We start from the raw sequence: 26,779 nt of genomic DNA on the forward strand, positions 1-26,779 counted from the left end.
GTCATGGGTGTTGTACCGACGTGAACGCGGAAGCCCTGCTGTAGGGAGCGCACGCTCACGTAGGTGCGTGCGGCCAGGGAAGACACCGTCATGGGAAGGTGCGCCTCCTCTTCGATGATGTCGATCGCTGCGCGAATAGTGCGGCCAGGAACCTGAGCGCGATCCGTCCCGACGACGGCGTCGCGGTGTGAATGGTCGGCGGGGACCAGGAACCCACGCACCAGGCTGTCGACGAAGGGCATCCCGACCATCGGGCGATTGAGCAAGCTGTCGGGCCGGAAAAGCTGTTCCTTGAACACCTAGCGCAATCCGGCCAGAGCGGTGCGTACGGCGGCTAGGCGCCGTGCCGGCGCGTCCTTAGCGTCGAACTCATGAGTATCGACCGAATCGCACCGCCGAGTGGCAGCACATATGTCCTTGGTCATTCCAACACTGAGATCGAGCGTCTGTTGCTGCAAGGCCGGCTGCATAACGACTTCACCGAACACGCACTGTGTCTGGCGGGCCTGCGACCGGGGATGCGGGTGCTCGATGTCGGATGCGGTCCCGGGGATGTGTCGTTCCTCGCGGCGCGGCTAGTGGGGCCGACCGGAACGGTGGTCGGCGTGGATTCGGCCGCCGGGATCGTCGAGTTCGCCCGCACAATCGCCGCAGACCGCGGGGTAAATAATGTCCGCTTCCAGACAACCTCTATCGCCGATATCGCGTTGGATGAACCCGTCGACGCCGTGATCGGCCGGCTGATTCTGATGCACCTGCCCGACCCCGTCGAAGCACTGCGCCAGCTTGCCGCAACGATACGTCCCGGTGGCTTCATAGCATTCTGCGAATCGGATAGTACTGCAGTGCGCACCATCCCGGATCTTCCGTTATGGCAGGCCGTGAAAGACGCCGCTGTCAAAGCCTTCGCAGGTGCCGGGCTCGACCCGAACTTCGGAACCACACTGCGCACGCTGTTTTGCCAAGCGGGCCTGAATGCCCCGCGACTTACGCTCGGGGCGCCGATCGGCGCTGCCGTCGACGACGACATCATGGCTCTGGTGGTCGAGACGTGGCGCTCGCTTTTGCCGGTGGCCGAACGGATGGGCGTGCTCTCGCCCGAGTTGGCCGATCTTGACAACCTGGCACGCCGGCTGCGCGAGGAAGCCGCTGCCGCTGACGCGACGGCCGTCATGCCCGCGATGATCTGCGCCTCGTCCCGGGTCTAGTACCCGCCATCACCGGGCTAACGGCCCGGATGCCGAGCCGCTCCCACGCGCGGCATTCGCCGAATGGCCTCGACTCGGTCGGCGATCATTCGGGCGGTGGCATCGGCCGTAGCCAGCCCGCCCATCACATACGCGCTGCGTGCAAGTACACAGCGCGGGCCCCGCGGTCAAACACTCGGCCGGTGCGTAGACGCGCGCCGCCACATTCCGTCGACTCAGGACCGTAATACTACTGACGTTCAACGGGATCCGCGAGTCGCATTCCGGTATGTGGCCGACCATGAGCCGTTCGACTGTGCGCGCCGACGCGAGGTCGGATAGGTCTAATTTGGTAATCCTGCCGTCCTCGCCGCGAGTTCAGGATCAAGAACGTCATCCATGGGTCCGGCTTCAAAGCCGAAGCGGAAGAACCGTTTACGACGCTATCGCCCGCCACGGGGCTAACGTGTTTCTCCATCGCAATCTGGCCACCAAGCTGCGTGCGACGGCTAGTCGGTTCATTGGAACCCCGCCTAGCGTGAACGGTGTTACGCGCCTTGCAGTTGCCCTCCAGGTGCATCCGGGTATATGGCGCCAAAGGGTTGTGCTGCACGACTTGCAAAGGGGGAGTGAGCGATGGAGAAAGCGTTGCAAACCACTACTTTCGACACACGCGATGATGCGAACCCGGAACCGCAAGCCGCGCAGGTCCCGAGCAGCGCCGCTGTTTACCGGGCACTGATCGCATGCGGAATCTTCAGCAGGACGAACCCAGACGCAGTATTCACCTTCTCCAAGCAACTCGCGCCCGAACGGTTTTCGCCCAGCCGCGTCATAGACCTGCATGACAACTCCGATGGTCGTATATACGTCATCGTTTCAGGGAAGGTCAAAATCTCGCTACGGCGTCCCGATGGTTGCGAACTTGTCGTGGCAGTGCGTGGTCCCGCAGAGATATTCGGTGCTGTAAGACTTTTCGACCCGGGCTCGAAACAAGTGCGCGCAACCACGCTCACCGAGGTCGTGGCGGTGCCGATCGAGCGCAATCAACTCCTGGACTGGATGGCCCAGCATCCAGAAATCAGATATCAGGTGTTGCGCCTGTTCGCCCGATGGGCGAAGGCGAGGGCGGACGCTTTGGTTGAGTTTGCTTTCGCCGACGTTGAGGCCCGTCTAGCGAGCCGGCTCCTGTGCTTGATGAAGCGGTTTGGGCGACGGGACGGCGACGGAGTGCGGATCGTGCATGACCTCACACTGAACGACTTTTCTCTCATGGTGGGCGTTGCGCCCGAGGGGATCTGCACGACGTTGCTCAATCTCGAGGCTCGCGGCTTAATTCGCGTGGAACACAACAGCATTCTCATTCCTGATGTCCAAGCTCTTGCGTCCGTGAGGGCGATGGATGCGTGGGAGGTTTGTTGTGCGTAGCCGATTTCGCTTGGCCGATCTCGCCGTTCGGGTGCTGGGCGCTCCTATGGCGGGCGGACCATCGACCCCCTCGTTGGCCGCGGCGGTGACCAACGCCGGAGGCCTCGGCTTTCTCGCCGCGGGCATGTTGTCGGCCGAAGACCTGGCCGAGTCCATCCGTGCCGCGAGAAAGCTGACGTCGGGCGCCATCGGTGTGAACCTTTTTGTGCCCCAACAAGCCGTGGTGACCGCGGCACAGCTCCGCGTCTTCGGGGCGACTCTGGAGGTGGACGCCGAGCGATACGGGGTAGTGGTTGGCGAACCCTGTTATGACGACGACGAGTGGGCCGCCAAGCTCGACGTCGTGTGCGAGCTTCGACCTGAGGTGGTGTCGTTCACTTTTGGCTCACCAACCGCGCAGCAGTGTCACCGCCTCGGCGATGTCGGCATCACGGTCATCGCCACCGTAACCACGATCCGGGAAGCCATGCTCGCGCTCAGCTGCGGGGTGGATGGCCTGGTTGCCCAGGGGCCCGACGCCGGCGGGCATCGGTCGACGTTTGATGCGCTCGCCGCGCCTTCCGACGATCCGCTCGAAGATCTGGTGGCGGGCCTGGTCACCTGTTTTGACTGTCCCGTGGTGGCGGCCGGTGGGCTCGCGCATCCTGCCGATGTGAACCGCCTGCGCGATGTTGGCGCCGCCGCCGTACAGGTCGGTACGGCGTTGTTGTTGGCGGATGAAGCCGGAACCAATCCGGTCCATCGTGCGGCTCTGCGTGACCCCCAGTTCACCCAGACCGTGATCACGCGTGCATTCACCGGGCGCTACGCCCGCGCATTGCGAAACCGATTCATCGACGACCACGACGCCGAGTCGATATCGGGGTTCCCGCAGGTGGCCATGATGACCGCACCTATTCAGGCGGCCGCGGTAAAGCTGGGCGATCCGCACGGCGTCGGTATGTGGGCGGGCACCGGGTTTCCTGCCGTTCAGGCCGCCCCCGCCGGCGACATCGTTCGCGAGCTGGCGGGCTGACCCGCCAACCCATCACGGAAGGCAGCAGGCAATGGATTTCAGCGACTCGAAGGTTGCGATCATCACCGGTGCGTCACGGGGGATCGGCGCGGGTTTGGTCGAGGCGTACCGAAAGCACGGTTACCGGGTTATCGCAAACTCCCGCATGATTACCGAATCGTCACATCCCGAAATCGTGACCGTCGCAGGTGATATCGCCGATCCCGCCATAGCCGAGCGTGTCGTTGTCGAGGCGGTGGCACGGTTTGGCCGCATCGACACCCTGATCAACAATGCCGGTGTCTTCATTTCCAAGCCGTTCAACAAGTACAGTCTCGACGACTACGCGCGGGTGACTTCGGTGAATATCGCTGGCTTCGTGCAGGTTACGCAACGAGTGATCGACATAATGCTCACGCAGAAAATTGCGGGCCACGTCCTTAACATCACCACTGCCCTGGTCGAGCAACCGCACTCAGCCATTCCCTCGGCGTTGACCGCGCTCACCAAGGGGGGCATCGCCGCCGTCACCAGGTCGCTGGCCATCGAATACGCCCGTACGGGTATACGGTTCAACGCGATATCTCCGGGGGTTATCGATACGCCGCTGCACACCGGTGTGGATCCTCACGCGACCTATGCAGCAATGCATCCCCAGAACCGGATAGGGGCCGTCGCCGACATCGTCCACGGCGCGCTCTACCTGGAGACCGCGTCGTTCGTCACCGGCGAAATCTTGCACATCGATGGCGGTCAGAGCGCCGGGCATTGAAAAACAGCGACAAATTAGAGAGGTGACGACCAGTGCCGACTGATCATTCTATTAGCGTCGATCATCGACTGGCCCAACGCATTCGAGAGAACCAGAACCGGTTGGCGGCCGACTTGAAGCAGTCCTACGACTTCATCGTTTGCGGCGCCGGATCGTCCGGCTGCGTGGTCGCCCGGCGGTTGGCCGAGGACCCCGCCGTCAGCGTGTTGCTGCTAGAGGCCGGGGGCACCGATGACATCCCGTCTGTCACCGAATCGACGCTGTGGCATACGAATCTGGGCAGCGCCACGGATTGGGCGTTCCAGGCCGAGCCGAATCCACACATCAACGGCCGTAAGCTGATGCTGTCGATGGGCAAAGTTCTGGGCGGCGGCTCGAGTGTCAACCTGATGGCCTGGGCGCGAGGGCATCGGACGGATTGGGACTTTTTTGCCGCGGAGTCCGGGAACAACGCGTGGAGCTACGAGTCCGTGCTGGGCATCTATCGTCGCATCGAAGACTGGCACGGAGTCCCCGATAGCGAATACCGGGGCACGGGCGGTCCAGTTTTCGTGCAGCCGAAGCAGGATCCTCATCCGGCGGGTCCCGCGGTGCTGGAAGCCGCGAGCTGCCTCGGCATTGCCCGGTTCGACAATCCGAACGGAAAGATGATGGAGGGCAATGGTGGTGCGGCGATCATGGACCTGCGCGCCCGTTGCGGCAAGCGCCAGTCCATTTTCCGGTGTTACACGTATCCCTACATGGACCGGCCCAACCTGACTGTGCTGACGGGCGCGTTGGTGCGACGAGTGATCATCGAACTCGGCCGCGCCGTCGGAGTCGAGGTCGAGTATGGGGACCAAGTCCGGCACTTTAGTGCCGGAGCCGAGGTTGTGCTGTCACTGGGCGCGATCCATACCCCGAAGACGCTGATGGTTTCCGGAGTGGGTGCCCATAGGATGTTGCGGCGCTTGGGGATTCCGGTAGTCCAGGACTCACCAGGCGTCGGACGCAACTTGCACGACCATCTCGGCTTCCCATGCATCTGGGAAGCGCCCGACGACGAGCCGCTGCAGAATTCCGGCGACACCATGCTGCTCTGGCCGAGTCACAGCGGGCGTACAGAGCCCGATTTCTTTGCCTGCCAAGGGTCGATCGTGTTCGCGAGTCCGGAAAACATCGCCCGGTTCGGGCTGCCCAGCAGTGGTTGGATGCTGCTCGGTGCACTGGCACAACCGAAAAGCCGTGGTGTGGTCGAACTGACCAGCGCGGATCCCGACCAACCCGTCAGGGTCGTCCACAACGGTCTGTCGCATCCCGATGACCTGCGGCTGGCCCGCAAATTAGTCGAGGACATGCGTGAAGTCGGCAATTCCCCGCCGCTGCGTCCGTTCGTCAAACGCGAAGTGATGCCCGGGCCGCTGAGGGGCAGCGATCTGGTTTCCTATCTACGCGACGCCGCGGTCACGTTCTGGCATCTGGTCGGCACGGCGAAGATGGGCCGCGATCCGTCGGCCGTCGTCGACGGCAGCCTGAAGGTCTACGGCGTCGAAAACCTGCGGGTAGCCGACGGATCCATCATGCCGAGGATCACCAGTGCAAACACGATGGCGCCCTGCGTCGTCATCGGGGAGCGCGCCGCAGAAGAGATGAAGGCCGAGTACCGTCTGGCGGCCTCGGCGTGACCGCGGTCGAGGGCGGCGGATGTTCTAGTGGTTGGGACATCCATGCCAGAGCCGGTCGGCGCGCCGTAGTCATCGGTGCCAGCATCAGTGGCTTGCTCGCCGCCAGGGTGCTGGCAGATCATTACGAGACCGTCACCGTGGTGGACCGAGATGTGCTCCGGCAGGGCCTCCGCAACCGGCGCGGTGTTCCCCAAGGTTCGCATAGTCACCTGATGCTGTCGCGGTGCTCCCGGATCATGGGGGAGTTGTTCCCCGGATTTCTCAACGACCTTCTCACCGACGGCGTGCCCGCCTGGGCCGATGGAGACCTTTCGAAGCTCGACGTATCGTTTGCCGGTCGAGCAATGGTGCGGACCGGCAAGCTGCGAGACCCGGCCGCGAACGCGCAGTACTACCCCAGCCGGCCGTTTTTGGAATTCTGTGTACGGCAACGGGTATGGGCCCTCCCCAACGTGACCATACTCGACGGTTTCGACGCAGCCGATGTGATTTCACCGGATGGGGGCCACCGGGTTGTCGGCGTCCGTCTGACAAACCGAGACGGAAGAGGGGAGATGACGCTGACGGCAGACCTGGTGGTCGATGCGGCCGGACGGGCCTCGCGGGCGCCGGTCTTTTTGGAGAAGCTCGGTTACGGCCGGCCGCCGGTCGACGAGGTGGTCGTGCGGACGACCTACGCCAGTCAGGTGCTGAGAATCCCACACGGCACGCTCGACAAGAAAGTGATCAGCCGGGCGCCGGGTCCGGGGCAGCCGGTCGGCTTTGTTCTGCTGGGCAATGAGGACAACACGTGGATGCTGACCCTCATCGGGATAGCAGGACACGAGCCGCCGGCCGGGCGCCCTGAAATCCTGCGGTTTCTTGAACAGATCGCGCCGGCCGACGTGGTTGACGCAGTCCGGGCGGCCCAGCCGGTAGGGGAGACAACCCACTACCGGGTGCCGTCCAGCCGGTGGCGGCGGTACGACAAGATGCGGCGACTTCCCGACGGGTTTGTCGTTGTCGGGGATGCAATCTGCAGCTTCAATCCCATATACGGCCAAGGCATGACGGTGGCCGCGCTGGACGCTATCGTGCTGGGCGAGTGTCTGCAGAGGGGACGTCGACGACTGCCACGGCGGTTCTTCCGCGCGTCGGCGAAAAACATTGCACCGGCATGGCGCATGGCGGTCGGTGCCGACCTGGCACTACCAGAGGTAGCGGGATCACGTTCGGCTTTGACGCGAAGCGCCAACGCATATATGGAACGTGTGATGATTGCCGCTCACACAGACCCAGCTGTGGCAGAACAGTTTTTGAGGGTCATCGGGATGATCGACCCACCGGCTCGGCTGCTGCGCCCGGCCATGATGCTCCGGATCGCCAGAGCAACAAGTCGCCACGACCGACATCGAGGGCCGGTGGCCACGCAGACTGTCCAGTCATCTGCGCGAAACGGCTAGACCGACCGGAGTCAGCCGCATAGCGTTACCGGCGAATATCTCAACGGAGGCCGATAGCATATGACACGGACTCTAAACGTCGAGTTGACCGACGACGACTCTCGGCCTGATGCGGCGCCACGCGACACGTACGCCTCCGAAGCGATGGCAGTCGTCGCCCCATCGAATCCAGTTACACGGTAATGCGCGTAGAGATTTATGTAGCCAGATACCTTGTGCGGCTAATCATTACCAGGCGGCCGCACGCTGAACGGTACGGAGTGCATCAATGACAGTACCCGAACAGCTGGTGATCGATGACCGCGAATGGGGCATCTTTCGGGTTCATCGCTGCGCCTTTACGTCTCCGGAAGTCCTTCAGCTCGAGCGGGAGCGGATATTCGACCGCTGTTGGCTCTATGTGGGACATGAGTCAGAAGTGCCGAATCCGAACGACTTTCAAACGCGCCGGGTCGGGGACAGATCGGTGATCTACAGTCGCGACCGCCGGGGTCGGATACAGGTCATGCTCAACACCTGCCGCCACCGCGGCGCGGAAGTGTGTCGCGAAAAGCGGGGCAATCGCAAGGTTTTCACCTGCTTCTACCACGGCTGGGCCTATGACGACACCGGCGCACTGGTCAGCGTGCCCGGTGAAGACGCCTACAGCGGTGGTTTCCGCAGAGCGGAACATGGACTGTGCCGGCCCCGCTGCGAAACCTACCGTGGATTCACTTTCTTGACCTACAGCCCCGATACCCCCGACCTGGAAACCTATCTCGCCGACGCGCGGTACCTGTTCGATCTGGTGGCCGACCAGTCACCGCTCGGCATGCGGATCGTCGCCGGGACCCACGAGTATTCGATGAATGCGAACTGGAAGCTGTTGATGGAAAACAGTTGCGACGGCTACCACGCGTTCAGCGTCCACCAGACGTATTTCGAAATGATGCTCAACCTCGGAGTCACCCCGGGCCTGGCAGCCGAACAGGGCAACGGCAGGGCGGTGTCATTGGGCAATGGCCACGCGGTGGCCGAAAGCCCCGAACTGGGCATGCCGCTGATGTCCGAGGAGATCCTGACGGCCATCTCCCGGCGACGCGAAGATGTCGTGCTGCGGCTGGGCGAAGCGCACACGAGACGCATGCTCAATACCAGCCGCAACCTGATCGCGTTCCCCAACCTGGCTCTCATCGACCTGAACTTCGGCATCCAGGTCCGCACCATGTTTCCCGTTGCCCCCGACCGAACCGAGATCACCGGTTGGCAGCTGATGCCCGCCGATATGCCCGAGGACCTGAAGTCCTATCGACTGGACAACGCGATGAGCTTCTGGGGACCCGCAGGACTGGCCACTCCGGACGACATAGCAGGTCTCGAGCTATGCCAGCGAGGGTATTCGGCGATGAAAGAGGTGCAGTGGTCGGATATTTCGCGCGGCATGAACGCCGCCGAACCCACCGTTCTCGACGAGTTGCAGATGCGGGCTTTTTGGCGGCAGTGGAACACGGCGCTTACCGGCAGACCGGCCCTTCCCGAAGGGCCTCGCTATGACATCTCCTACCTCGGCCCCAAGGAGCACACAGCGTCCGGCGGCGTGGGATGACCGCCGCGGCCGTTGCTCCGGTCACCCGCGCGGACGTCGAAGAATTCCTGTACCTCGAAGCTGCGCTGCTCGACGAGTGGCGCTTGGAGGACTGGCTGGATCTGTTCACCCCGGGTTGCGTCTATGAGGTACCCGCGTGCGACCGGCCAGACGAGGCGATCGAGGGAAGCTTCGCGCTGATACGCGACCGGCGCCCGCTGCTCGAAGAAAGGGTGCGGCGACTGAACAAGCCGACCGCCCACGCGGAGTATCCCCATTCCAGGACGCGACGGCTGATCAGCAACGTGCGCATCCTGGCCCGCACCGACCGTCGGCTGAACGTCGCGGCCAACTTCGCGGTCTTTCGGATACACCACGGCGTGGAGGTCACTTACGTGGGGCGCTATGACTACGTGCTGGCCGTTACCGCCAAAGGCCTTCGGATCCACCGGCGAAAGGCCACGCTGGATCACGATGTCCTCGATCCCCACGGCAAGATCAGCATCATCCTGTAAGCGCGACCGATGCTCGTATTCGCCTGCAACGCCGACGAACTCGAAGACGGCGATTCCCGGCCGGTGGCCACCGCGCCGCACGTCGCGGTATTTCGCGTCGACGGTGAGTACTACGCGACCCAAGATGCCTGCAGCCACGAGCATTGGTCCTTGGGTGAGAATGGCGAACTGGAAGGTTACGAAGTGGTGTGCCCGCTGCACATGGCACGCTTTGACGTCCGCGACGGCCGCCCACTGTGTCTGCCCGCTCGGGCACCGCTGACGACCTACCCCGTGGTCGTGCGCGACGGCCAGGTGATGATCGAGATCCCGGACGACGCGGAAAGCGCCACGGACGAGCACTCCGCCGAACTGTCGGCGGCCGAGTAGCTGTCACACCCGAGCGCCACACTAGCGCCGTGCTCGACCTGTTCCTCCCGGCCGAATGCGGCGGCTGCGGGGCGCCGTCGACCCGCTGGTGCGACGCGTGCGCCGGCGAGTTGTCGGTGCCCGCCGATCAGCCGCACGTGGTGAACCCGCGCATCGACACTGGAGTCCCGGTGTTCGCGCTCGGCCGCTACGCCAACGCGCGCCGGCAGACGATCCTGGCGCTCAAGGAGCAGGGCCGCACCGATCTCGTCGAACCCCTGGCGCGTGCCCTGGCCATCGGCGTGCACCGGCTGCTGTCGTGGGGGATCGTGCCGACCCCGCTGACCATCGTGCCCGCACCAACCCGGCGTTCGGCCGCCCGCCGGCGCGGCGGCGACCCCGTGGCCCGGCTGGCGCGCGCCGCGGTGGCACACCATCCGGAGATCACCGTCGCGCCGGCATTGCGGCTCAAGGCGCTGACGCGTGACTCGGTGGGGTTGGGCATCGCCGCGCGCGAGAGCAACATCACCGGCCGCGTGGTGCTGTGCGGCCAACTGCCGCGCACCGAAGTCATGGTCGTCGACGACATTGTCACCACCGGTGCGACGGCGCGAGAGTCGGTGCGGACCCTGCACGCCGCCGGGCTTCGGGTCGCCGCGGTGCTGGCGATCGCCGCGGTGTGAATCGGCCCGGCTGGGCAGAACCCATGAACGTGCCAAGAGCATGTGAAGAACTCGCAACAGCTCGACCAAATTAGTGGCATCTGCAGGCGAACACGAGCTAACGTCGAGAACAACGAAGAACGACTCATCGGACTGACTCACTGGTCGCCATTTCTTCCAGGTGAGACCCATTTGCGGGAAGGGGTGAGTAATCGACACCTTGCACCGGCGGGCAGCCTGCGGCGGTAGCCAGTCTCGAACCGCTCCCACCTCGTCGGCGCATCAAACAGCCGGGCACGCAGGGCGCGTGCGACGTGAAAGAGAAACGAGTTGTCACGTATGTCAAGGCTATCCGTGGATTCAGGTCAGATCCTGGACCAACCGCCCGTCACCAATGGGCAAGACCAACCGACAACCACCGCCGATGTCGTGTTCAAAGGCCGCAACGTAGAAATCCCCGATCACTACCGTCTATACGTCTCGCAAAAACTCGCCCGCCTCGAGCGGTTCGATCGCTCCATCTACCTTTTTGATGTCGAGCTCAAGCACGCGCCCAACCGGCGTCAGCGCAAATTCTGTCAGCGTGTCGAGATCACCGCGCGCGGCCGCGGCCCGGTGACCCGCGCGGAGGCCTGTGCCAACAGTTTCTACGCCGCCTTTGAGTCCGCGGTCGACAAGCTGGAGAACCGGCTGCGCCGGGTCAAGGATCGCCGCAAGGTTCACTACGGGGACAAGACGCCGGTGTCATTGGCCGCCGCCACCGCGGTGCCGCCGCCCGCCCCGGACACCGCGGCGCAGCCCCCGGCCGCCGAACGCGACGGCGTGGAAAACGACCACGAGCCCGGGCGGATCGTGCGGACCAAGGAGCACCCGGCCACGCCGATGACGGTTGACGACGCGCTCTACGAAATGGAGCTGGTCGGGCACGACTTCTTCTTGTTTCACGACAAGCAGACCGAACGGCCCTGTGTCGTCTACCGACGGCACGCCTACGACTACGGGTTGATTCGACTGGGCTGATCAGGCTCGCCTGAGGTTCGGCGGCCGTTGGGGCCTCGTCGCCTACCATGGGAGTCGCTCAAGAGAAGACTCCTACCAACAGGGGACATAGCTGTGCTGTCGAAGTTGCTGCGCCTTGGCGAAGGTCGCATGCTCAAGCGTCTGAAGCGGGTGGCTGACTACGTCAACACCTTGTCCGACGAGACCGAGAAGCTCACCGACGCCGAGTTGCGGGCCAAGACCGACGAGTTCAAGAAGCGGCACGCCGACGGCGAAAGCCTCGATGACCTGCTGCCCGAGGCGTTCGCGGTGGCCCGCGAGGCGGCCTGGCGGGTGCTCGACCAGCGTCCGTTCGACGTTCAGGTGATGGGCGCGGCGGCGCTGCACTTCGGGAACGTCGCCGAGATGAAGACCGGTGAGGGCAAGACCCTGACCTCGGTGTTGCCGGCCTACCTCAACGGCATCGGCGGCAAGGGCGTGCACGTCGTCACCGTCAACGACTACCTGGCCAAACGTGACAGCGAGTGGATGGGCCGCGTGCACCGCTTCCTCGGCCTGGACGTCGGCGTGATCCTGGCCCAGATGACACCCGACGAGCGCCGGGTGGCCTACAACGCCGACATCACCTACGGCACCAACAACGAGTTCGGGTTCGACTATCTGCGCGACAACATGGCGCATTCGCTCGACGACCTGGTCCAGCGCGGCCACAACTTCGCCATCGTCGACGAGGTCGACTCCATCCTGATCGACGAGGCCCGCACCCCGCTGATCATCTCCGGGCCCGCCGACGGCGCCTCCAACTGGTACCTCGAGTTCGCCCGGCTGGCGCCGCTGATGCAGAAGGACACCCACTACGAGGTCGACCTGCGCAAACGCACCGTCGGCGTGCACGAGCTGGGCGTGGAGTTCGTCGAGGACCAGCTGGGCATCGACAACCTCTACGAGGCCGCCAACTCGCCGCTGGTCAGCTACCTGAACAACGCGCTGAAGGCCAAGGAGCTGTTCAACCGCGACAAGGACTACATCGTCCGCGACGGCGAGGTCCTCATCGTCGACGAGTTCACCGGCCGCGTGCTCTACGGCCGCCGCTACAACGAGGGCATGCACCAGGCCATCGAGGCCAAGGAGCACGTCGAGATCAAGGCCGAGAATCAGACGCTGGCCACCATCACGCTGCAGAACTACTTTCGGCTCTACGACAAGCTGGCCGGCATGACCGGTACGGCCCAGACCGAGGCGGCCGAGCTGCACGAGATCTACAAGCTCGGTGTGGTGCCCATCCCGACCAACAAGCCGATGATCCGCGCCGACCAGTCCGACTTGATCTACAAGACCGAGGAAGCCAAGTACATCGCCGTGGTCGACGACGTCGTCGAGCGCTACGAAAAGGGCCAGCCGGTGCTGATCGGTACCACCAGCGTCGAGCGCTCGGAGTACCTGTCGCGGCAGTTCCAGAAGCGCCGCGTGCCGCACAACGTGCTCAACGCGAAGTTCCACGAGCAGGAGGCGACCATCGTCGCGGTCGCAGGCCGTCGCGGCGGTATCACGGTGGCCACCAACATGGCCGGCCGCGGCACCGACATCGTGCTGGGCGGCAACCCCGACTTCCTCGCTGACCAGCGACTGCGCGAGCGCGGACTGGACCCGGTGGAGACGCCCGACGAATACGAGGCGGCCTGGCACGAGGAACTGCCCAAGGTCAAGGAGGAGGCCGCCAAAGAGGCCGAAGAGGTGATCGAAGCCGGCGGCCTGTACGTGCTCGGCACCGAGCGCCACGAGTCGCGCCGCATCGACAACCAGTTGCGTGGCCGCTCCGGCCGCCAGGGTGACCCGGGCGAATCGCGGTTCTACTTGTCGCTGGGTGACGAACTCATGCGCCGGTTCAACGGCGCCGCGCTCGAGGCGATGCTCAATCGGCTGAATCTGCCCGACGACGTGCCCATCGAGGCCAAGATGGTCACCCGGGCGATCAAGAGCGCCCAGACCCAGGTCGAGCAGCAGAACTTCGAGGTCCGCAAGAACGTCCTGAAGTACGACGAGGTGATGAACCAGCAGCGCAAGGTGATCTACGCCGAGCGCCGCCGCATCCTGGAGGGCGAGAACCTCAAGGAGCAGGCGCTGGACATGGTCCGCGACGTGGTCACCGCCTATGTCAACGGCGCGACCGTCGAGGGCTACGCCGAGGACTGGGATCTGGAAGCCCTGTGGACGGCGCTGAAGACGCTGTACCCGGTGGGCATCGAGCACGAGACGCTCACTCACCACGACGCGGACTCCGACCGCGACGACCTCACCCGCGAGGAGCTGCTCGAGGCGCTGCTCAAAGACGCCGAAAATGCTTATGCCACAAGGGAAGCCGAGCTCGAGAAGATAGCGGGCGAGGGCGCCATGCGTCAGCTGGAGCGCAACGTGCTGCTCAACGTCATCGACCGCAAGTGGCGGGAGCACCTCTACGAGATGGACTACCTCAAGGAGGGCATCGGGTTACGTGCGATGGCGCAGCGCGATCCGCTGGTCGAATACCAGCGCGAGGGCTACGACATGTTCATGGCGATGCTCGACGGCATGAAGGAAGAGTCGGTCGGATTCCTGTTCAATGTCACCGTCGAGGCGGTGCCCAGCCCGCAGGTCGCGCCGGTGGAAGCGCCCGAAGGGCTGGCGGAATTCGCCACCGCCGCAGCCGGCCCGCAGAGCGGTGCCGCAACGGCGGTGCGCGAAGAGGCTCCAACGCAGCTGCGCGCCAAGGGGATTGAAAACGAGGCACCGGCCATGACCTACTCCGGACCCTCGGAGGATGGCTCGGCGGCGGTGCAGCGCAACGGCGGCGATGGCCGGGCACCGGCCGGGGTCCCCGGCGGCGCCAGCCGGCGCGAGCGGCGCGCCGCGGCGCGGCAACAAGGCCGCGGGGCCAAGCCGCCCAAGTCGGTCAAGCGGCGCTAGCCACCGGCCAACGTTTCTCGACCCGGCAGCAACCCCCATGCCCTACGCTTAACAGGCATCGGCTTGTGTGTGGCTACGGTGATGCCGCGCTGGTGAGGAGTCGAGAAAGGGGCGAGTTCCATGCCCTTCGACGGAGCCGTGTCCCGGACTGACGTCCTGGCCGCGCTATCGCTGGCGATCGACCTCGGGCTGGGGCAGCCGATGGATCACATGCTGCGGTCCGCGGCGATCGGCTCGCGATTGGCGATGCGGCTCGGACTCGACGAGCGTGAGCGCGGGACGGTTTTCTACACGGCGCTGGTGATGTGGATCGGCTGTCACGCCGACTCGCACGAGTATGCGCAGTGGTTCGGCGACGACATCGCGGTGCGACATGACAGCCACTACATTGACTGGTCCGGCGCGCCATACCGCCGTTTTCTGATAAGCAATCTGGGCCGTGGGGCGACGTTGCCGAAACGAGCCCAGTTGGCGGCCAAAGTTCTCTGGGACGGGCGCGGGAATCTCGGCGCGCTGGTGCACTCCCATTGCCTGTCGGCTGCGCTGCTCGCCGAAGAGATCGGCCTGGGCGCCGATGTGTGTCAAGCCCTGCCGTATGCATACGAACGATGGGACGGCAGCGGGCTTCCCGCCGGGGCCGCCGGAAACCAGATACCGGTGGCCATGCGGGTGGCGCAGATCTCCGACATCGCCGAAGTGCACCACCGCGCTTACGGCGCGAGTGCGGCGATCGCAGAGATTCGCCGTCGCAGCGGCAAGCAGTTCGACCCGGATATCGTCGCGGTGTTCACCGCAGCCGCCGACGACTTGCTGCGCGAGCACGAAGACGTCTGGTCGACCGCTGCCGGCCTGGCTCCAGATCCGGGCGAAGCGCTGAGCGGTCCCGGGCTGGACCGACTGCTGTGCGCGATGGGCGACTTCGCGGATCTGAAATGCCCGTTCACCCTGGGCCATTCGCGTGCCGTCGCGCAGCTGGCGGAGAGCGCCGGAAAGTGCGCCGGGCTGCCGCAGGACGAAATCGATGTCCTGCGCCGCGCAGGCTACGTGCACGATCTCGGTCGCATCGGTGTGTCGAACCGGGTGTGGGAAAAGCCGGACGCATTGACCGATGTCGAACGCGAGCGCGTGCATTTGCATCCCTATCTGACCGGCAGGATTTTGGCCCGGGTCGGTGGGCTGAAGGCCGTCCGGGAGGTCGCGGTGAACCATCACGAGCGACTGGACGGCTCGGGCTACCCGAACGGCCTGCGCGGTGAGGACCTGTCGGTTCGCGACCGGCTGCTCGCTGCCGCCGAAAGCTATTGCTCCTCAATGGAACCGCGACCCTACCGGGATGCGCGGGACGGGGCCGCCGCGGCCGGGAAACTGCGCGACGAAGCGGTCCGCGGCCGCCTGGACGGCGATGCGGTCGAAGCCGTGTTGCAGGCCGCGGGCCACCGGCCGTCGCGCAGAGCCGCCAGGCCGGCGGGGTTGACGCGGCGCGAGGCCGAGGTGTTGCTCCACGTCGCACAGGGGCACTCCAACAAAGAGATCGCCTCGGCGCTATGGATTTCCGAGAAGACGGTACGTAACCACGTCGAACACATCTACGCCAAGATCGGGGTGTCGAACCGGATCGGGGCCAGCCTGTACGCGACCCGGCACGGCCTGGCCGGCGGCACACCCAACTGACCCGCTGAAGCCCGATGAATGGGGTGGATGCCCCATGCGCCGGTGGGCGAATCGGGGCGAACATTTCCCCATGACCAGCAATGCCAGAGGCCCCACGGCCGCGGCCGTCGCGTTGGAACGGCAACCGGCGCCCTCGACGGCGCTTTGGGGACGGGTGCTCACCGACGGCCACGCGTCCCTGGTCCGGGCAAGGCACGCGTTTCGCTACCTGCCCTCGGCACCGCGATGCAAGCTGTGCAACAACCCATTCGGTGGACCCGTGGGCCGGCTCTTCGCCGTGGCCGGCTTCCGCCGATCGCGCAAGAACCCCAACCTGTGCATGCGGTGCTGCGATGCGCTGCCGCAGGGGGGAGCGGAGGTCGACATCGCGGTGCTGTTCGCCGATGTTCGCGGTTCCACGGCGCTGGGGCACTGTCGGGCCGCCGCGGACTTCGCTGCGCTGCTCAACCGGTTCTACTGTGCCGCAACACAAACCCTGCTGCGCCATGACGCGGTGATCGACAAACTCATCGGTGACGAAGTGATGGCGTTCTTCGTCCAAGGCATCAGCGGGCCGAATTATCGGCAACGGGCCGTCCAGGCGGGCATCGACCTGCTCGAAGCGGTGGGATACGGCACTGCGGGCGGACCCTGGCTGGACGTCGGCGTCGGTGTGCACGCGGGTATCGCGTACGTGGGCAACGTCGGCGGGGCCGTCGTCGACTTCACCGCCCTCGGCCGTCCGGTGAACGCAGCGGCCCGGATGCAACAGCACGCCGCCGGTGGTGAGTTGTTGATCGCCAGCGGGGTCACCGACGAAATGACGGCCGACATGGCGCGGCGCACGCTAAACCTGCGCGGGCAAGACGAGCCGGTCGACGTCTTCGTCCACAAAGCCTGAGCCCGCGCCGAATTCAACTTCGTTGTGCCCCGTGGGATTACAGACGGCCGAGCCCGCGGTCCCGGTAGAGGACCGCGGGATCGGCATTGCCGTCATCGGGTGGCCGCACCGGGCCGGGATCGCCGGTCCAGCAGCCACGCGGTCGCCAGGGTGAGGACGACGGCGAATGAGGCGAGCGCGATGAGGCTCACCGCATTGCCGCCTTCAAAGGTCTGCCGGTAGGCGGACATGGCGGGCAGTGTGGTGGTGTAGCGGTCGAGTTGCAGGTCGCGGCCCAACGCATCGAAGGCGTGCCGGTTGGACAGCACCAGGCTCATCAGGCGCCCGGGCGTGGCCATCTGGTCGACGGGCACGATGGCGCCACCGAACAGCACCTGCGGGAAGCACAGCATCGGCAGGGCCAGGGCCGCTTGCGCGGCGTTGGAGACGGCGGCCGAGGCGAAAAGGCCGAGCGCCAGTGCTGAAATCGCTTCGATCACAATCGTTGTGAACAGCAAGGCGTACACGTGCCAGCCGAGCGCGGGGAGCCGACCAAGCGCGCGCAGCACTATCAGCAACACCGCGCTCACTCCCGCCAGAACCGGAAGCAGCGCCGTCACCTTCGACGCGACATAGGCACTCACGCTGAGCCCGGCCAGGCGCTCACGCCGGAATACGGCCATCTCGCCGACGATCTGAAGCAGACCGTACGTCAGCCCAAAGAAGAAGCCGTCGAACGCAATCCAGAACACCATCTGGGCGGGGCCGACGCCGGCGGCGTCACCGGGATCGAACGCACCCCGTTTGAACAACGTCGCCATCATCACCGTCACCAGCACCGGCGAGCCGAGCAGGATAGCGAGGGTGAGCCGATTACGGACGAGAACATCGACATTGCGCCGGGTCAGCAGCCACCATTGCCGGACCATGCCCGTGCGATCGACGTCAGTCGGCGCGGCAGCGACCTGGCGAGTGAAGCCGGACCGGGCGGCTGATGCCTTGCGGCTCTGCGCGAATCGCTCCGCCCAGGTCCGCGGAGTGCGCTCCGCCGCCAGTCGCTCGTACACCTCGGTGAGGTTTTGCACGCGGAAATAACGGCGGGCCGCGTCCGGACTGCCGGTGAAGGCCAGGTGGCCGTCGCGGGCCAGGAAGACCACGCGGTCGCACTGCTCGATGGCGGCCGGCTCGTGGGTGGTGAGGACGACGGTGACACCGCATTGGCTGAGCCGGCGCAGCAGTCGCATCACCTCAGCGGCGGTTGCGGGATCGAGCCCGGAGGTGGGTTCGTCGAGAAAGAAGAGGCGTGGCCGAGTCAGCAACTCCACCGCGATGCTGGCCCGCTTGCGCTGACCGCCGGACAGCTGACGCACCGGCACATCGGCTCGATCAGCCAGATCGAGGCTGTGCAGCGTCTCGTCGACGATTCGTTCCGCCTCACGTGCACCGGTGTGGCCGGGGAGCCGCAGCAGCGCCGCGTAGCGCAGGGTGCGGCGTAACGGCATCTCGAGATGGATGATGTCGTCTTGGGGCACGTAGCCGACTTTCGCGCCAGCGCCGGCGCGGCGGGCGACGCCGTCGTGCCGAAGTTCTCCGGTACACGGAGGCTGCAATCCCGCGAGGACCTCCAACAACGTGGTTTTGCCCGCTCCGCTGCCGCCCGCGATGGCGACCAGTTCGCCCGGCTCCACCGACAGCGACATGGTGTGCAGGAGTTGCCGGCCACGCACGCGCCGGCTGACGTCGACGGCGTCGATCCGTGCGCCGTCCGGCATTTGCTCCGGGTGATCACCCAGCAGTTCGATGGCTGGGCATGTCGATTCGCTCATGATCTGGTCTCCGAACTTTCTCGAGGTTGGCCTGTCACGGGCGATCATCGGTCCGCCGCGGGTGCCGCTACATGAGGCGTTTGCCTCAAATGGAGGGCACTTTGGCTGAAATTGAGGCAAATGACCTATATGTGCGGGCGCCGATGAGGCGCACAATCAGCTAATGAAGCGTTACCTGACGGTCGGCTACGGCGCCGCCGCTTATCTGCTGTTTCTTGCCTCGTTCTTGTATCTCATCGCCTTCTTGGGCAACTTCTGGGTTCCGCGGACGGTCGATCACGGGCTATCCGCGCCCATCGGCCAGGCGGTGGTGGTCAACATGGTGTTGCTCGGACTGTTCGGCCTGCAGCACAGCGTCATGGCGCGCCCGGCGTTCAAGATCCGGTGGACCCGACTCGTGCCGTCGTCGATAGAGCGCAGCACCTATGTGCTGCTGTCCAGCGTCGTGCTGGGGTTGCTGTACTGGCAGTGGCGCACCATGGGGGCCGTCATCTGGAAGGTAGAACTACCGCTCGGGCGCTTGGCGCTGTGGACGTTGTTCTGGCTCGGCTGGGCGATCGCGCTGGCCTCGACCTTCATGATCAACCATTTCGACCTGTTCGGGCTACGGCAGGTGTATTTGGCTTCGCGCGCAAAGCCTTACACCAACCTTGATTTCCGCGTCCGGTTCTTTTACCGGCTGGTGCGCCATCCGCTCATGCTCGGTATGCTCATCGCCTTCTGGGCGGCGCCCACCATGACGGCCGGACGCCTGCTGTTCTCCATCGTGATGACGGGTTACATCCTGGTCGCCACGCGGATTGAGGAGCACGACCTGGTGGAGGCGCTGGGCGATGACTACCTCAACTACCGCCGCGAGGTACCCAGGCTGCTGCCGCTGGGACGCCGGCCACGCCGGAACCCTGGCCAACCCGCGCCGCTGGCTTAGCATTCCAGCAGCGCGGCGATCCGCTCCAGCGTTGCGGCCATTCCCCGCTCGGTCTGTCGCGGCATCGAACCGCTGGTGATCATCCGCTTCCGCTTGTCCCGCGACACGTCCCAGGTCTCACGCAGCAGCGTGCCGGCGGTGCTTTCCGGGGCGGAGGCCAATAGCGAGAAGATCGCGCCCGGCGGCGCCTTGATGACACGCTCGACGCTGAGCGTGTTTCCGTCCATCCGCTTACCGTAGCGGCAAGCGACCTGTCAGGATTGACATATGGATGTCAAGGAGGTGCTGCTCCCCGGGGTCGGTCTTCGCTACGAATTCATCGACCAGAAGGGCGACCGCATCGGCATCGTCGCTCGGCGCAGCGGCGACTTCGACGTCGTCGTCTATGCCCGCGAGGATCCGGACGAGGCCCGGCCGCTGCTGCACCTCAGCGACCAAGAGGCGGAGGCCGTTGCCCAGATCCTGGGAGCGCCGCGGATCGCCGAGCGGTTCACCGAGCTGGCCCGAGAAATACCGGGGCTCGAGACCAGGCAGGTGCACATTCCGGTCGGCAGCCCGTTCGTGGATCACCCGCTGGGAGACACTCGGGCCCGCACCCGCACCGGGGCGTCAATCGTGGCCATCGTGCGTAACGAGGAAGTGCTCGCCTCACCCGGGCCCGCCGAAATGCTGCGCGCTCAAGACGTTTTGATCGTGATCGGCACCGAAGACGGCATCGCGGGCGTCGAGAAGATTATCGACAAAGGTTGAGCCGGTGCAGATTTCGGGGACGCTGCTATTGCAACTCGGCGCCCTCCTGGCCACTCTTGCCGTATTGGGCGCCGCCGCACGCCGATTCGCTCTCTCGCCGATACCCGTGTACCTGCTGGCGGGCCTGTCCCTGGGCAAGGGTGGCATCCTCCCGTTAGCCACCGGCGGACAGTTCATCACGACCAGTGCACCCATCGGCGTGGTGTTGCTGCTGCTGACCCTGGGCTGCGAGTTCTCCGCGGCCGAATTCTCCAGCAGCATGCGTCACCACCTGCCGTCTGCGGCCGTCGATGTCGTCCTCAATGCGACTCCCGGCGCGATCGCCGGCTGGCTGCTGGGACTGGACGGCGTAGCCATCCTGTGCCTGGCCGGCGTCACCTACATCTCCTCGTCGGGCGTCATCGCGCGGCTGCTGGAAGATCTGCACCGGCTCGGTAACCGCGAGACGCCGGCCGTGCTGTCGGTGCTGGTCCTCGAAGATTTCGCGATGGCGGCCTATCTGCCGCTGTTCGCGGTCCTGGCCTCGGGCGGCGGGTGGTTGCATGCCGTCGGCGGCATGGTGGTCGCGGTGGGCGCCCTGGTGGCGGCGTTCGCGGCGTCCTACCGCTGGGGCCACCACGTGGAACGGCTGGTGCAACACCCCGACTCCGAACAACTCATGCTGCGGGTGCTGGGCATCACCCTGATCGTGGCGGCGATGGCCGAGTCGCTGCATGCCTCGGCGGCCGTCGGCGCGTTCCTGGTAGGCCTCACCCTGACAGGCGAGACGGCCGAACGGGCCCGCCAGGTGCTGGGCCCGCTGCGCGATCTGTTCGCCGCCATCTTCTTTCTGGCGATCGGCTACTCGGTCGACCCGCACGAGTTGGTTCCGATGCTCCCCGCGGCGCTGATCCTGGCCGCGGTGACGACCGCGACCAAGGTCGCCACCGGGATCTTCGCCGCGCGGCATGACGGAGTGGCGCGGCGCGGGCAACTGCGCGCGGGCACCGCACTGATTGCGCGCGGTGAATTCTCGTTGATCATCATCGGATTGGCCGGCAAGTCGCTGCCCGCCGTCGCGGCGCTGGCGACGTCCTACGTGTTCGTCATGGCGATCTTGGGGCCCGTGCTCACCCGCTACACCGGCGGTCCGCGGGCGGCCGGCGCGGCGAACTGACCGGTGGCCGCGGTCAACCGATGTGCAGGGCCACCACCATCCACCGAGATCCGACTGCCGTGGTGATCTGCTCCACCCGGCAGGCGATCGCGTGAATCCGGTTCCCGCGGCTGTAGGAACCGAAAACCTCGGCCGCCGACTCCGGATCACGGTGACCGGCCGGCTGCAGCCGCATGCGGCGCAGCACCGCGGCACCCCGATGACCGGACACGTGGCTCGCCGCCGAACAGCCAACCGCGGCAACCGAATCCACCAGGCTCGGGGCCAGCAGCGGATTCAACTGGGCGGCGGGACGGCGACGGTCGATGACTTCCAGCACCCGCCGCAGCGCGGCGTCGGCGAAGACCGCTGCCTGACGCAGCCGCGCGGACATGACCACGCAGGACTCCGGTGCCGGCGCGCGACTGGGTTGCCCGGTATAGGGCCGGGGCGGCGCGTGGCTGCTGCCGCGACGCAACGGGGGCCGGGTGGACTGGTGGCACGCCGGGACGGTGCGCGGTACGTCCTGTGGCGGCGGCTCGTAGTCGACGACTGGTACGACGGTGAAGGTGTCAGACGGATTCGCTGCAGGACCAGTGTTCAACGCGCACTCTCCATCTCGTCGGACGGACCCGGGAGCCTGCTGGAGAGGCGCAGACAGCGGTTAGTCAGTGGTCATCATGGCACAACTCGACCGCACGCGTACCCGCGCTGACACAGGCCCGGTCGGACGATTACCGTGGGCGGGAAATCGGTCCCCCCCGGCGCACGGGCGACGAACTGACCAGGAGGACAGCGCCGCATGGTGAGTCGCTTGTCCCCGGCGGACGCGTCGTTCTACCGACGGGAAAACACCGCCACCCCCATGTATGTCGGGTCGCTGTCGATCCTGCGCCGGCCGCGTGCCGGGCTGAGCTACGAGACGCTGCTGGCGACCGTTGAACAGCGGCTGCCCCAGATACCGCGCTACCGGCAGAAGGTGCGCGAAGTGCCGGTCGGCACCACCCGGCCGGTGTGGATCGATGACAACGACTTCGACATCACCTACCACGTGCGGCGATCGGCGCTGCCCTCCCCGGGCAGCGACGAGCAGTTGCACGAGCTGATCGCGCGGCTGGCCGCGCGGCCGCTGGACAAGTCGCGGCCGCTGTGGGAGATGTACCTGGTCGAAGGGTTGTCCAAAAACCGTGTCGCCCTGTACACCAAATCGCATCAAGCACTGATCAACGGCATGACGGCGCTGGAGGTCAACCACGTCATCGCCGATCGCACGAAACGCCCGCCGCCGTTTCCCGAAGACATCTGGATACCGGAGCGCGACCCCGGGAAGACCCGGCTGATTTTGGGCGCGTTAGGCGACTGGTTCGTCGGCCCGGGCGCCCAGCTCCAGGCCCTCGGGTCGGTGGTCGGCGGGATGGTGACCAACCACGGCGAGCTGCTCGGCGCGGGCCGCCGGGTCGTCGATTTCGTGCGCACCGTGGCGCGGGGGACCGCGCCCAGCAGTCCACTGAACGCGACCGTTTCGCGGCATCGGCGATTCACCGTCGCCCGCGGCAGCCTGGAGGATTACCGCACCGTGCGCGCGCGCTACGACTGCGACGTCAACGACGTGGTGCTCGCGGTGATCGCTGGCGCACTGGGTAACTGGTTGATGTCACGCGGAGTGGCGGTCTCACCGACCGCAACGGTACGGGCGATGGCGCCGCTGTCGGTGTACGCCGACGACAATTTCGACACGAGTGGTCCCGGGCAGGCGATGAGCCAGGTGGTGCCGTTTCTGGTCGACCTGCCGGTGGGGGAGCCGAATGCGGTGGTGCGGCTCTCGCAGATCGCGCACGCCACCGAGTCCGACCCGACGGCTGCCCAGCTGGTGGACGCCCGGACCATAGTCACACTCTCGGGCTTCGCCCCTCCGACGCTGCACGCCATGGGCATCCGGGTGGCGAGCAGTTTCCCGAGTTTCTCCAAGCGCACATTCAACCTGTTGATCACCAACGCCCCCGGCGCCCAGTCGCAGATGTACATCGCCGGCACCAAATTGCTGGAGACCTACGCGGTGCCACCGCTGCTGCACAATCAGGCGCTGGCCATCGGTGTCACGTCCTATAACGGCGATCTCTATTACGGAATCAACGCCGACCGCGAAGCCATGAGCGATGTCGATTTGCTGCCTGGGCTGCTGAACCAGGCGCTCGAGGAATTGCTGGAGGCTTCCCGGTCTTAGTCGGCGGTGAAAACCCCTGCGTAGGGCTATTATTCGTTGTTGTGAGCACCACAAAAAACGACGCCTCGTCGGCAAAGGCGCACAAAAAGAAGTCGGCCCCGCCGGCAGCGGCCAGGATTTCCGACGAGGTCTATGAGGCCGAATTGTTCCGGCTGCAAACGGAATTGGTGAAGCTACAAGAGTGGGTCCGGTATTCCGGGGCGCGACTGGTGGTGATCTTCGAAGGCCGTGACGCCGCGGGCAAGGGCGGTGCTATCAAACGGATTACCGAATACCTCAGCCCACGGACCGCTCGCATCGCCGCGCTGCCCGTCCCCACCGATCGTGAACGCGGCCAGTGGTATTACCAGCGCTACATCGCCCACTTGCCCACCAAAGGCGAGATCGTGCTGTTCGACCGGTCCTGGTACAACCGGGCGGGCATCGAGAAAGTCATGGGACTCTGTACGCCGCAGGAATATGCACTGTTCTTGCGGCAGACGCCGATCTTCGAGCAGATGCTCATCGATGACGGGATATTGCTGCGCAAATACTGGTTCTCGGTCTCCGAGGCCGAACAGCTGCGCCGGTTCAAAGCGCGCCTCAACGATCCCGTCCGGCGATGGAAGCTGTCCCCGATCGACTTGGAATCGGTATACCGGTGGGAGGATTACTCACGCGCCAAGGACGAGATGATGGTGCACACCGATACCCGGGAAAGTCCGTGGTACGTAGTGGAATCCGATATCAAGAAACATGCCCGACTGAACATGATGGCTCATTTATTGTCTACGATCGCCTATCACGATGTCCCGATGCCCAAGGTCAAGCTGCCGGGGCGTCCGGTTGTGACCGGTAACTACCAGCGCCCGCCGCGTGAGCTGTCGACCTACGTCGACGACTACGCCGCCACGCTGATCTAGCCGTGGCGACCGCAACAGCGGCGCAGCCGATGGCGCCGGGTCGCCACAATCGGAGCACACCATGACTGTCGTTTACATCCCCGCCACCCTGGCGATGCTGCAGCAGCTGGTCGCCGACGGCTCGTTGTGGCCGGTCAATGGCACGGCGTTCGCGCTGACACCGATGTTGCGCGAGGCCTATGCCGAGGGCGACGACGACGAACTCGCCGAGGTGGCGCTGCGCGAGGCGGCGCTGGCGTCGCTGCGTCTGCTGGCCGCTGCGGAGACCGAAGCAGCGCAAGAAGCCGGCGCGGGAGCCCTGCCGCCCCGACGCGCGGTGCTGGCCGCCGAGGTCGAGGGCATCACCTACCGCCCCGACCTGGACGACGCCGTGGTCCGGCTGTCGGGCCCGGTCTCGATCGACGACGTGATCGCCGTCTACGTCGACAACGCCGGAGCCGAACCGGCGGTGGCGAAGGCCATCGAAGCGGTGGACGCCGCCGATCTGGGGGATGAGGATGCCGACCTGATCGTCGGCGATGCGCAAGACCACGATTTGGCCTGGTACGCGAGCCAGGAGCTGCCATTCCTGCTGGAGCTGCTCTGACGCCGATGTGAGGCAGCACGCTCCGCAGCGCTAGCTACGACACCGTAAGTTACGGTACCGTAGGTTTCGTGAAGCGCACAGAATCGATCACAATGTGAGTGTTAGACAAACGCCGCGTAGTGAGCAGGAGCTTCCCCTGGGCAGACGTAACCCATCGATTACGGGCAACGTCGTCGACACCACGCGACCTGTTGTCGCCGGCGCGGACCGGCATCCCGGCTGGCACGCGCTGCGCAAGCTCGCCGCGCGTATCACGACGCCGCTGTTGCCCGACGACTATCTGCATCTCGCCAATCCGCTCTGGTCGGCACGCGAACTGCGTGGGCGAATCCTGGCGGTGCGCCGCGAGACTGAGGACTCCGCGACCCTGGTCATCAAACCGGGTTGGGGCTTCAACTTCGACTACCAGCCCGGCCAGTACATCGGCATCGGACTGCTGATGGACGGGCGCTGGCGCTGGCGGTCGTATTCGCTGACCTCCAGCCCGGCCGAGACGTCCGGGTCCGCTTCGGCACGCACCGTGACCATCACCGTCAAGGCGATGCCGGAGGGGTTCTTGTCGTCGCATCTGGTGGCCGGCGTCGAGCGGGGGACCATCGTCCGGCTTGCCGCACCGCAGGGCAACTTCGTGCTGCCAGATCCGGCGCCCCGGTCAATCCTGTTCCTCACCGCGGGCTCGGGGATCACACCGGTGATGTCGATGTTGCGAACGCTGGTGCGCCGCAACCAAATTGGTGACATCACCCATCTCCACTCGGCGCCCACTGAATCCGACGTGATGTTTCGCGAGGAGTTGGCCGCGCTGGCCAGCGAGCACCCCGGCTACCGGATGCGACTGCGCGAGACACGCACCCAGGGCCGCCTCGACCTTTCCGTGCTGGACGCCGAGGTGCCGGACTGGCGCGAGCGTCAGACCTGGGCGTGCGGTCCGGAAGGCATGCTCACCGAGGCCGAGCGGGTCTGGTCGGCGGCCGGCATCGGCGAGCGCTTACATCTGGAACGGTTCGCGGTGTCCAAGGCCGCACCCACCGGTGCCGGCGGGACAGTGAGCTTCGCCCGAAGCGGACGCACCGTCGCTGCCGATGCGGCGACGTCGTTGATGGATGCCGGCGAGAGCGCCGGCGTGCAGATGCCCTTCGGCTGCCGGATGGGAATCTGCCAGTCGTGCGTGGTGAGCCTGGTGGAAGGTCACGTCCGTGATCTGCGCACCGGCCAGGAGCATGACGCCGGGACCCGGGTGCAGACCTGTGTGTCCGCCGCATCCGGCGATTGCGTGCTCGACATTTAAAGGCTACTCATAGGTAACCTACGGCTTCGTAGGTTACGATAGCGTAGGTCTGGAACACGTTGAGGACCGAAAAACCAACCGCAGGGAGATGA

At 65.4% G+C, this 26,779-nt stretch carries 24 protein-coding genes and 1 pseudogene; 21 read left to right on the forward strand and 4 right to left on the reverse strand.

Going from position 1 to position 26,779, the window contains the following annotated elements; translation table 11 throughout:
• Nucleotides 1-299, reverse strand: a pseudogene (locus A5625_RS21285) (hypothetical protein); the annotation flags it as partial.
• A gap of 72 nt (nt 300-371) precedes the next feature.
• Between A5625_RS21285 and A5625_RS21290 the strand changes: the two are divergent.
• From A5625_RS21290 to A5625_RS21355, 14 genes are all read left to right on the forward strand, one after another.
• Nucleotides 372-1,208 (forward strand): class I SAM-dependent methyltransferase, encoded by an 837-nt coding sequence (locus tag A5625_RS21290; protein WP_066998560.1) that lies wholly within the window; start codon nt 372-374, stop codon nt 1,206-1,208.
• A 615-nt stretch (nt 1,209-1,823) separates the two neighbouring features.
• Entirely contained in the window at nt 1,824-2,615 is a 792-nt protein-coding gene (locus A5625_RS21295) for a Crp/Fnr family transcriptional regulator (RefSeq protein ID WP_082984496.1), read from the forward strand.
• On the forward strand, nt 2,608-3,630 hold the full coding sequence (locus A5625_RS21300; RefSeq protein ID WP_255398017.1) for a nitronate monooxygenase family protein: 1,023 nt from the start codon (nt 2,608-2,610) through the stop codon (nt 3,628-3,630). The genes A5625_RS21295 and A5625_RS21300 overlap by 8 nt, the downstream gene beginning before the upstream one ends.
• A 31-nt stretch (nt 3,631-3,661) precedes the next feature.
• The gene (locus A5625_RS21305; RefSeq protein ID WP_066998566.1) at nt 3,662-4,381 is read left to right on the forward strand and encodes an SDR family NAD(P)-dependent oxidoreductase; all 720 of its coding nucleotides are present in this window, start codon (nt 3,662-3,664) and stop codon (nt 4,379-4,381) included.
• A 101-nt stretch (nt 4,382-4,482) separates the two neighbouring features.
• Nucleotides 4,483-6,045, forward strand: coding sequence for a GMC family oxidoreductase (locus A5625_RS21310; protein WP_082984497.1), 1,563 nt, complete (start codon nt 4,483-4,485; stop codon nt 6,043-6,045).
• Nucleotides 6,046-6,137: 92 nt separating this feature from the next.
• Nucleotides 6,138-7,487, forward strand: a complete 1,350-nt coding sequence (locus A5625_RS21315; protein WP_197516177.1) for an NAD(P)/FAD-dependent oxidoreductase — start codon at nt 6,138-6,140, stop codon at nt 7,485-7,487.
• Nucleotides 7,488-7,755: 268 nt separating this feature from the next.
• On the forward strand, nt 7,756-9,072 hold the full coding sequence (locus A5625_RS21320; RefSeq protein ID WP_066998569.1) for an aromatic ring-hydroxylating dioxygenase subunit alpha: 1,317 nt from the start codon (nt 7,756-7,758) through the stop codon (nt 9,070-9,072).
• A complete protein-coding gene (locus A5625_RS21325; protein ID WP_066998572.1) occupies nt 9,069-9,566 on the forward strand; it encodes an aromatic-ring-hydroxylating dioxygenase subunit beta in 498 nt (165 codons plus the stop codon). The genes A5625_RS21320 and A5625_RS21325 overlap by 4 nt, the downstream gene beginning before the upstream one ends.
• Nucleotides 9,567-9,575: 9 nt before the next feature.
• Nucleotides 9,576-9,935 carry a non-heme iron oxygenase ferredoxin subunit gene (locus tag A5625_RS21330; protein ID WP_066998575.1) on the forward strand — a complete coding sequence of 120 codons (360 nt, stop codon included), beginning with the start codon at nt 9,576-9,578 and terminating at the stop codon, nt 9,933-9,935.
• A gap of 29 nt (nt 9,936-9,964) precedes the next feature.
• Nucleotides 9,965-10,597 (forward strand): ComF family protein, encoded by a 633-nt coding sequence (locus A5625_RS21335; RefSeq protein ID WP_066998578.1) that lies wholly within the window; start codon nt 9,965-9,967, stop codon nt 10,595-10,597.
• Nucleotides 10,598-10,930: 333 nt separating this feature from the next.
• A complete protein-coding gene (gene hpf, locus A5625_RS21340; RefSeq protein WP_066998581.1) occupies nt 10,931-11,596 on the forward strand; it encodes a ribosome hibernation-promoting factor, HPF/YfiA family in 666 nt (221 codons plus the stop codon).
• Nucleotides 11,597-11,689: 93 nt separating this feature from the next.
• Nucleotides 11,690-14,518 carry a preprotein translocase subunit SecA gene (gene secA, locus A5625_RS21345; RefSeq protein ID WP_066998584.1) on the forward strand — a complete coding sequence of 943 codons (2,829 nt, stop codon included), beginning with the start codon at nt 11,690-11,692 and terminating at the stop codon, nt 14,516-14,518.
• 120 nt (nt 14,519-14,638) lie between these two features.
• Complete coding sequence (locus A5625_RS21350) at nt 14,639-16,189, forward strand: HD domain-containing phosphohydrolase (RefSeq protein WP_066998587.1); 1,551 nt, start codon at nt 14,639-14,641, stop codon at nt 16,187-16,189.
• A gap of 70 nt (nt 16,190-16,259) precedes the next feature.
• A complete protein-coding gene (locus A5625_RS21355) occupies nt 16,260-17,069 on the forward strand; it encodes an adenylate/guanylate cyclase domain-containing protein (protein WP_066998659.1) in 810 nt (269 codons plus the stop codon).
• Nucleotides 17,070-17,161: 92 nt separating this feature from the next.
• On the opposite strand, the gene A5625_RS21360 is transcribed toward A5625_RS21355, so the two are convergent.
• Nucleotides 17,162-18,820: an ATP-binding cassette domain-containing protein gene (locus A5625_RS21360; protein ID WP_232003778.1), complete on the reverse strand. Its 1,659-nt coding sequence runs from the start codon at nt 18,818-18,820 to the stop codon at nt 17,162-17,164.
• A gap of 217 nt (nt 18,821-19,037) precedes the next feature.
• On the opposite strand from A5625_RS21360, the gene mddA reads away from it, so the two are divergent.
• Nucleotides 19,038-19,802, forward strand: a complete 765-nt coding sequence (gene mddA / locus A5625_RS21365) for a methanethiol S-methyltransferase (protein WP_066998593.1) — start codon at nt 19,038-19,040, stop codon at nt 19,800-19,802.
• Here the strand turns inward: mddA and A5625_RS21370 are convergent.
• The gene (locus A5625_RS21370) at nt 19,799-20,029 is read right to left on the reverse strand and encodes a hypothetical protein (RefSeq protein ID WP_066998596.1); all 231 of its coding nucleotides are present in this window, start codon (nt 20,027-20,029) and stop codon (nt 19,799-19,801) included. The genes mddA and A5625_RS21370 overlap by 4 nt on opposite strands.
• 40 nt (nt 20,030-20,069) lie before the next feature.
• Here A5625_RS21370 and A5625_RS21375 point away from each other — a divergent pair, with 40 nt between their 5' ends.
• The gene (locus A5625_RS21375) at nt 20,070-20,552 is read left to right on the forward strand and encodes a cation:proton antiporter regulatory subunit (protein ID WP_066998599.1); all 483 of its coding nucleotides are present in this window, start codon (nt 20,070-20,072) and stop codon (nt 20,550-20,552) included.
• Nucleotides 20,553-20,556: 4 nt separating this feature from the next.
• Nucleotides 20,557-21,708 (forward strand): cation:proton antiporter, encoded by a 1,152-nt coding sequence (locus A5625_RS21380; protein WP_066998602.1) that lies wholly within the window; start codon nt 20,557-20,559, stop codon nt 21,706-21,708.
• A 13-nt stretch (nt 21,709-21,721) separates the two neighbouring features.
• Here A5625_RS21380 and A5625_RS21385 read toward each other — a convergent pair whose 3' ends face one another.
• A complete protein-coding gene (locus A5625_RS21385) occupies nt 21,722-22,291 on the reverse strand; it encodes an Rv3235 family protein (RefSeq protein WP_066998605.1) in 570 nt (189 codons plus the stop codon).
• A 198-nt stretch (nt 22,292-22,489) separates the two neighbouring features.
• Between A5625_RS21385 and A5625_RS21390 the strand changes: the two genes are divergently transcribed.
• The 4 genes from A5625_RS21390 to A5625_RS21405 all read left to right on the forward strand — a co-directional run bounded on the left by A5625_RS21390 (nt 22,490) and on the right by A5625_RS21405 (nt 26,687).
• The gene (locus A5625_RS21390) at nt 22,490-23,911 is read left to right on the forward strand and encodes a wax ester/triacylglycerol synthase family O-acyltransferase (protein WP_066998608.1); all 1,422 of its coding nucleotides are present in this window, start codon (nt 22,490-22,492) and stop codon (nt 23,909-23,911) included.
• 41 nt (nt 23,912-23,952) lie between these two features.
• Entirely contained in the window at nt 23,953-24,813 is an 861-nt protein-coding gene (gene ppk2 / locus A5625_RS21395; RefSeq protein ID WP_066998611.1) for a polyphosphate kinase 2, read from the forward strand.
• 61 nt (nt 24,814-24,874) lie between these two features.
• Nucleotides 24,875-25,399 carry a hypothetical protein gene (locus tag A5625_RS21400; protein ID WP_066998613.1) on the forward strand — a complete coding sequence of 175 codons (525 nt, stop codon included), beginning with the start codon at nt 24,875-24,877 and terminating at the stop codon, nt 25,397-25,399.
• 136 nt (nt 25,400-25,535) lie between these two features.
• A complete protein-coding gene (locus A5625_RS21405; protein WP_066998662.1) occupies nt 25,536-26,687 on the forward strand; it encodes a ferredoxin reductase in 1,152 nt (383 codons plus the stop codon).
• The last annotated feature ends 92 nt before the right edge of the window (nt 26,688-26,779 follow it).

It is taken from the genome of Mycobacterium sp. 1465703.0 (assembly GCF_001672975.1).
Taxonomy (GTDB): Bacteria; Actinomycetota; Actinomycetes; order Mycobacteriales; family Mycobacteriaceae; genus Mycobacterium.

Coding starts and splice junctions, on each gene's coding strand:
- A5625_RS21325 (WP_066998572.1), top strand. CDS start 9,069: ATGACCGCCGCGGCCGTTGCTCCGGTCACCCGCGCGGACGTCGAAGAA.
- A5625_RS21360 (WP_232003778.1), bottom strand. CDS start 18,820: ATGCCGGACGGCGCACGGATCGACGCCGTCGACGTCAGCCGGCGCGTG.
- A5625_RS21375 (WP_066998599.1), top strand. CDS start 20,070: ATGGATGTCAAGGAGGTGCTGCTCCCCGGGGTCGGTCTTCGCTACGAA.
- A5625_RS21295 (WP_082984496.1), top strand. CDS start 1,824: ATGGAGAAAGCGTTGCAAACCACTACTTTCGACACACGCGATGATGCG.
- A5625_RS21400 (WP_066998613.1), top strand. CDS start 24,875: ATGACTGTCGTTTACATCCCCGCCACCCTGGCGATGCTGCAGCAGCTG.
- A5625_RS21355 (WP_066998659.1), top strand. CDS start 16,260: ATGACCAGCAATGCCAGAGGCCCCACGGCCGCGGCCGTCGCGTTGGAA.
- A5625_RS21390 (WP_066998608.1), top strand. CDS start 22,490: ATGGTGAGTCGCTTGTCCCCGGCGGACGCGTCGTTCTACCGACGGGAA.
- A5625_RS21330 (WP_066998575.1), top strand. CDS start 9,576: ATGCTCGTATTCGCCTGCAACGCCGACGAACTCGAAGACGGCGATTCC.
- mddA (WP_066998593.1), top strand. CDS start 19,038: ATGAAGCGTTACCTGACGGTCGGCTACGGCGCCGCCGCTTATCTGCTG.
- A5625_RS21370 (WP_066998596.1), bottom strand. CDS start 20,029: ATGGACGGAAACACGCTCAGCGTCGAGCGTGTCATCAAGGCGCCGCCG.
- A5625_RS21290 (WP_066998560.1), top strand. CDS start 372: ATGAGTATCGACCGAATCGCACCGCCGAGTGGCAGCACATATGTCCTT.
- A5625_RS21320 (WP_066998569.1), top strand. CDS start 7,756: ATGACAGTACCCGAACAGCTGGTGATCGATGACCGCGAATGGGGCATC.
- A5625_RS21350 (WP_066998587.1), top strand. CDS start 14,639: ATGCCCTTCGACGGAGCCGTGTCCCGGACTGACGTCCTGGCCGCGCTA.
- A5625_RS21305 (WP_066998566.1), top strand. CDS start 3,662: ATGGATTTCAGCGACTCGAAGGTTGCGATCATCACCGGTGCGTCACGG.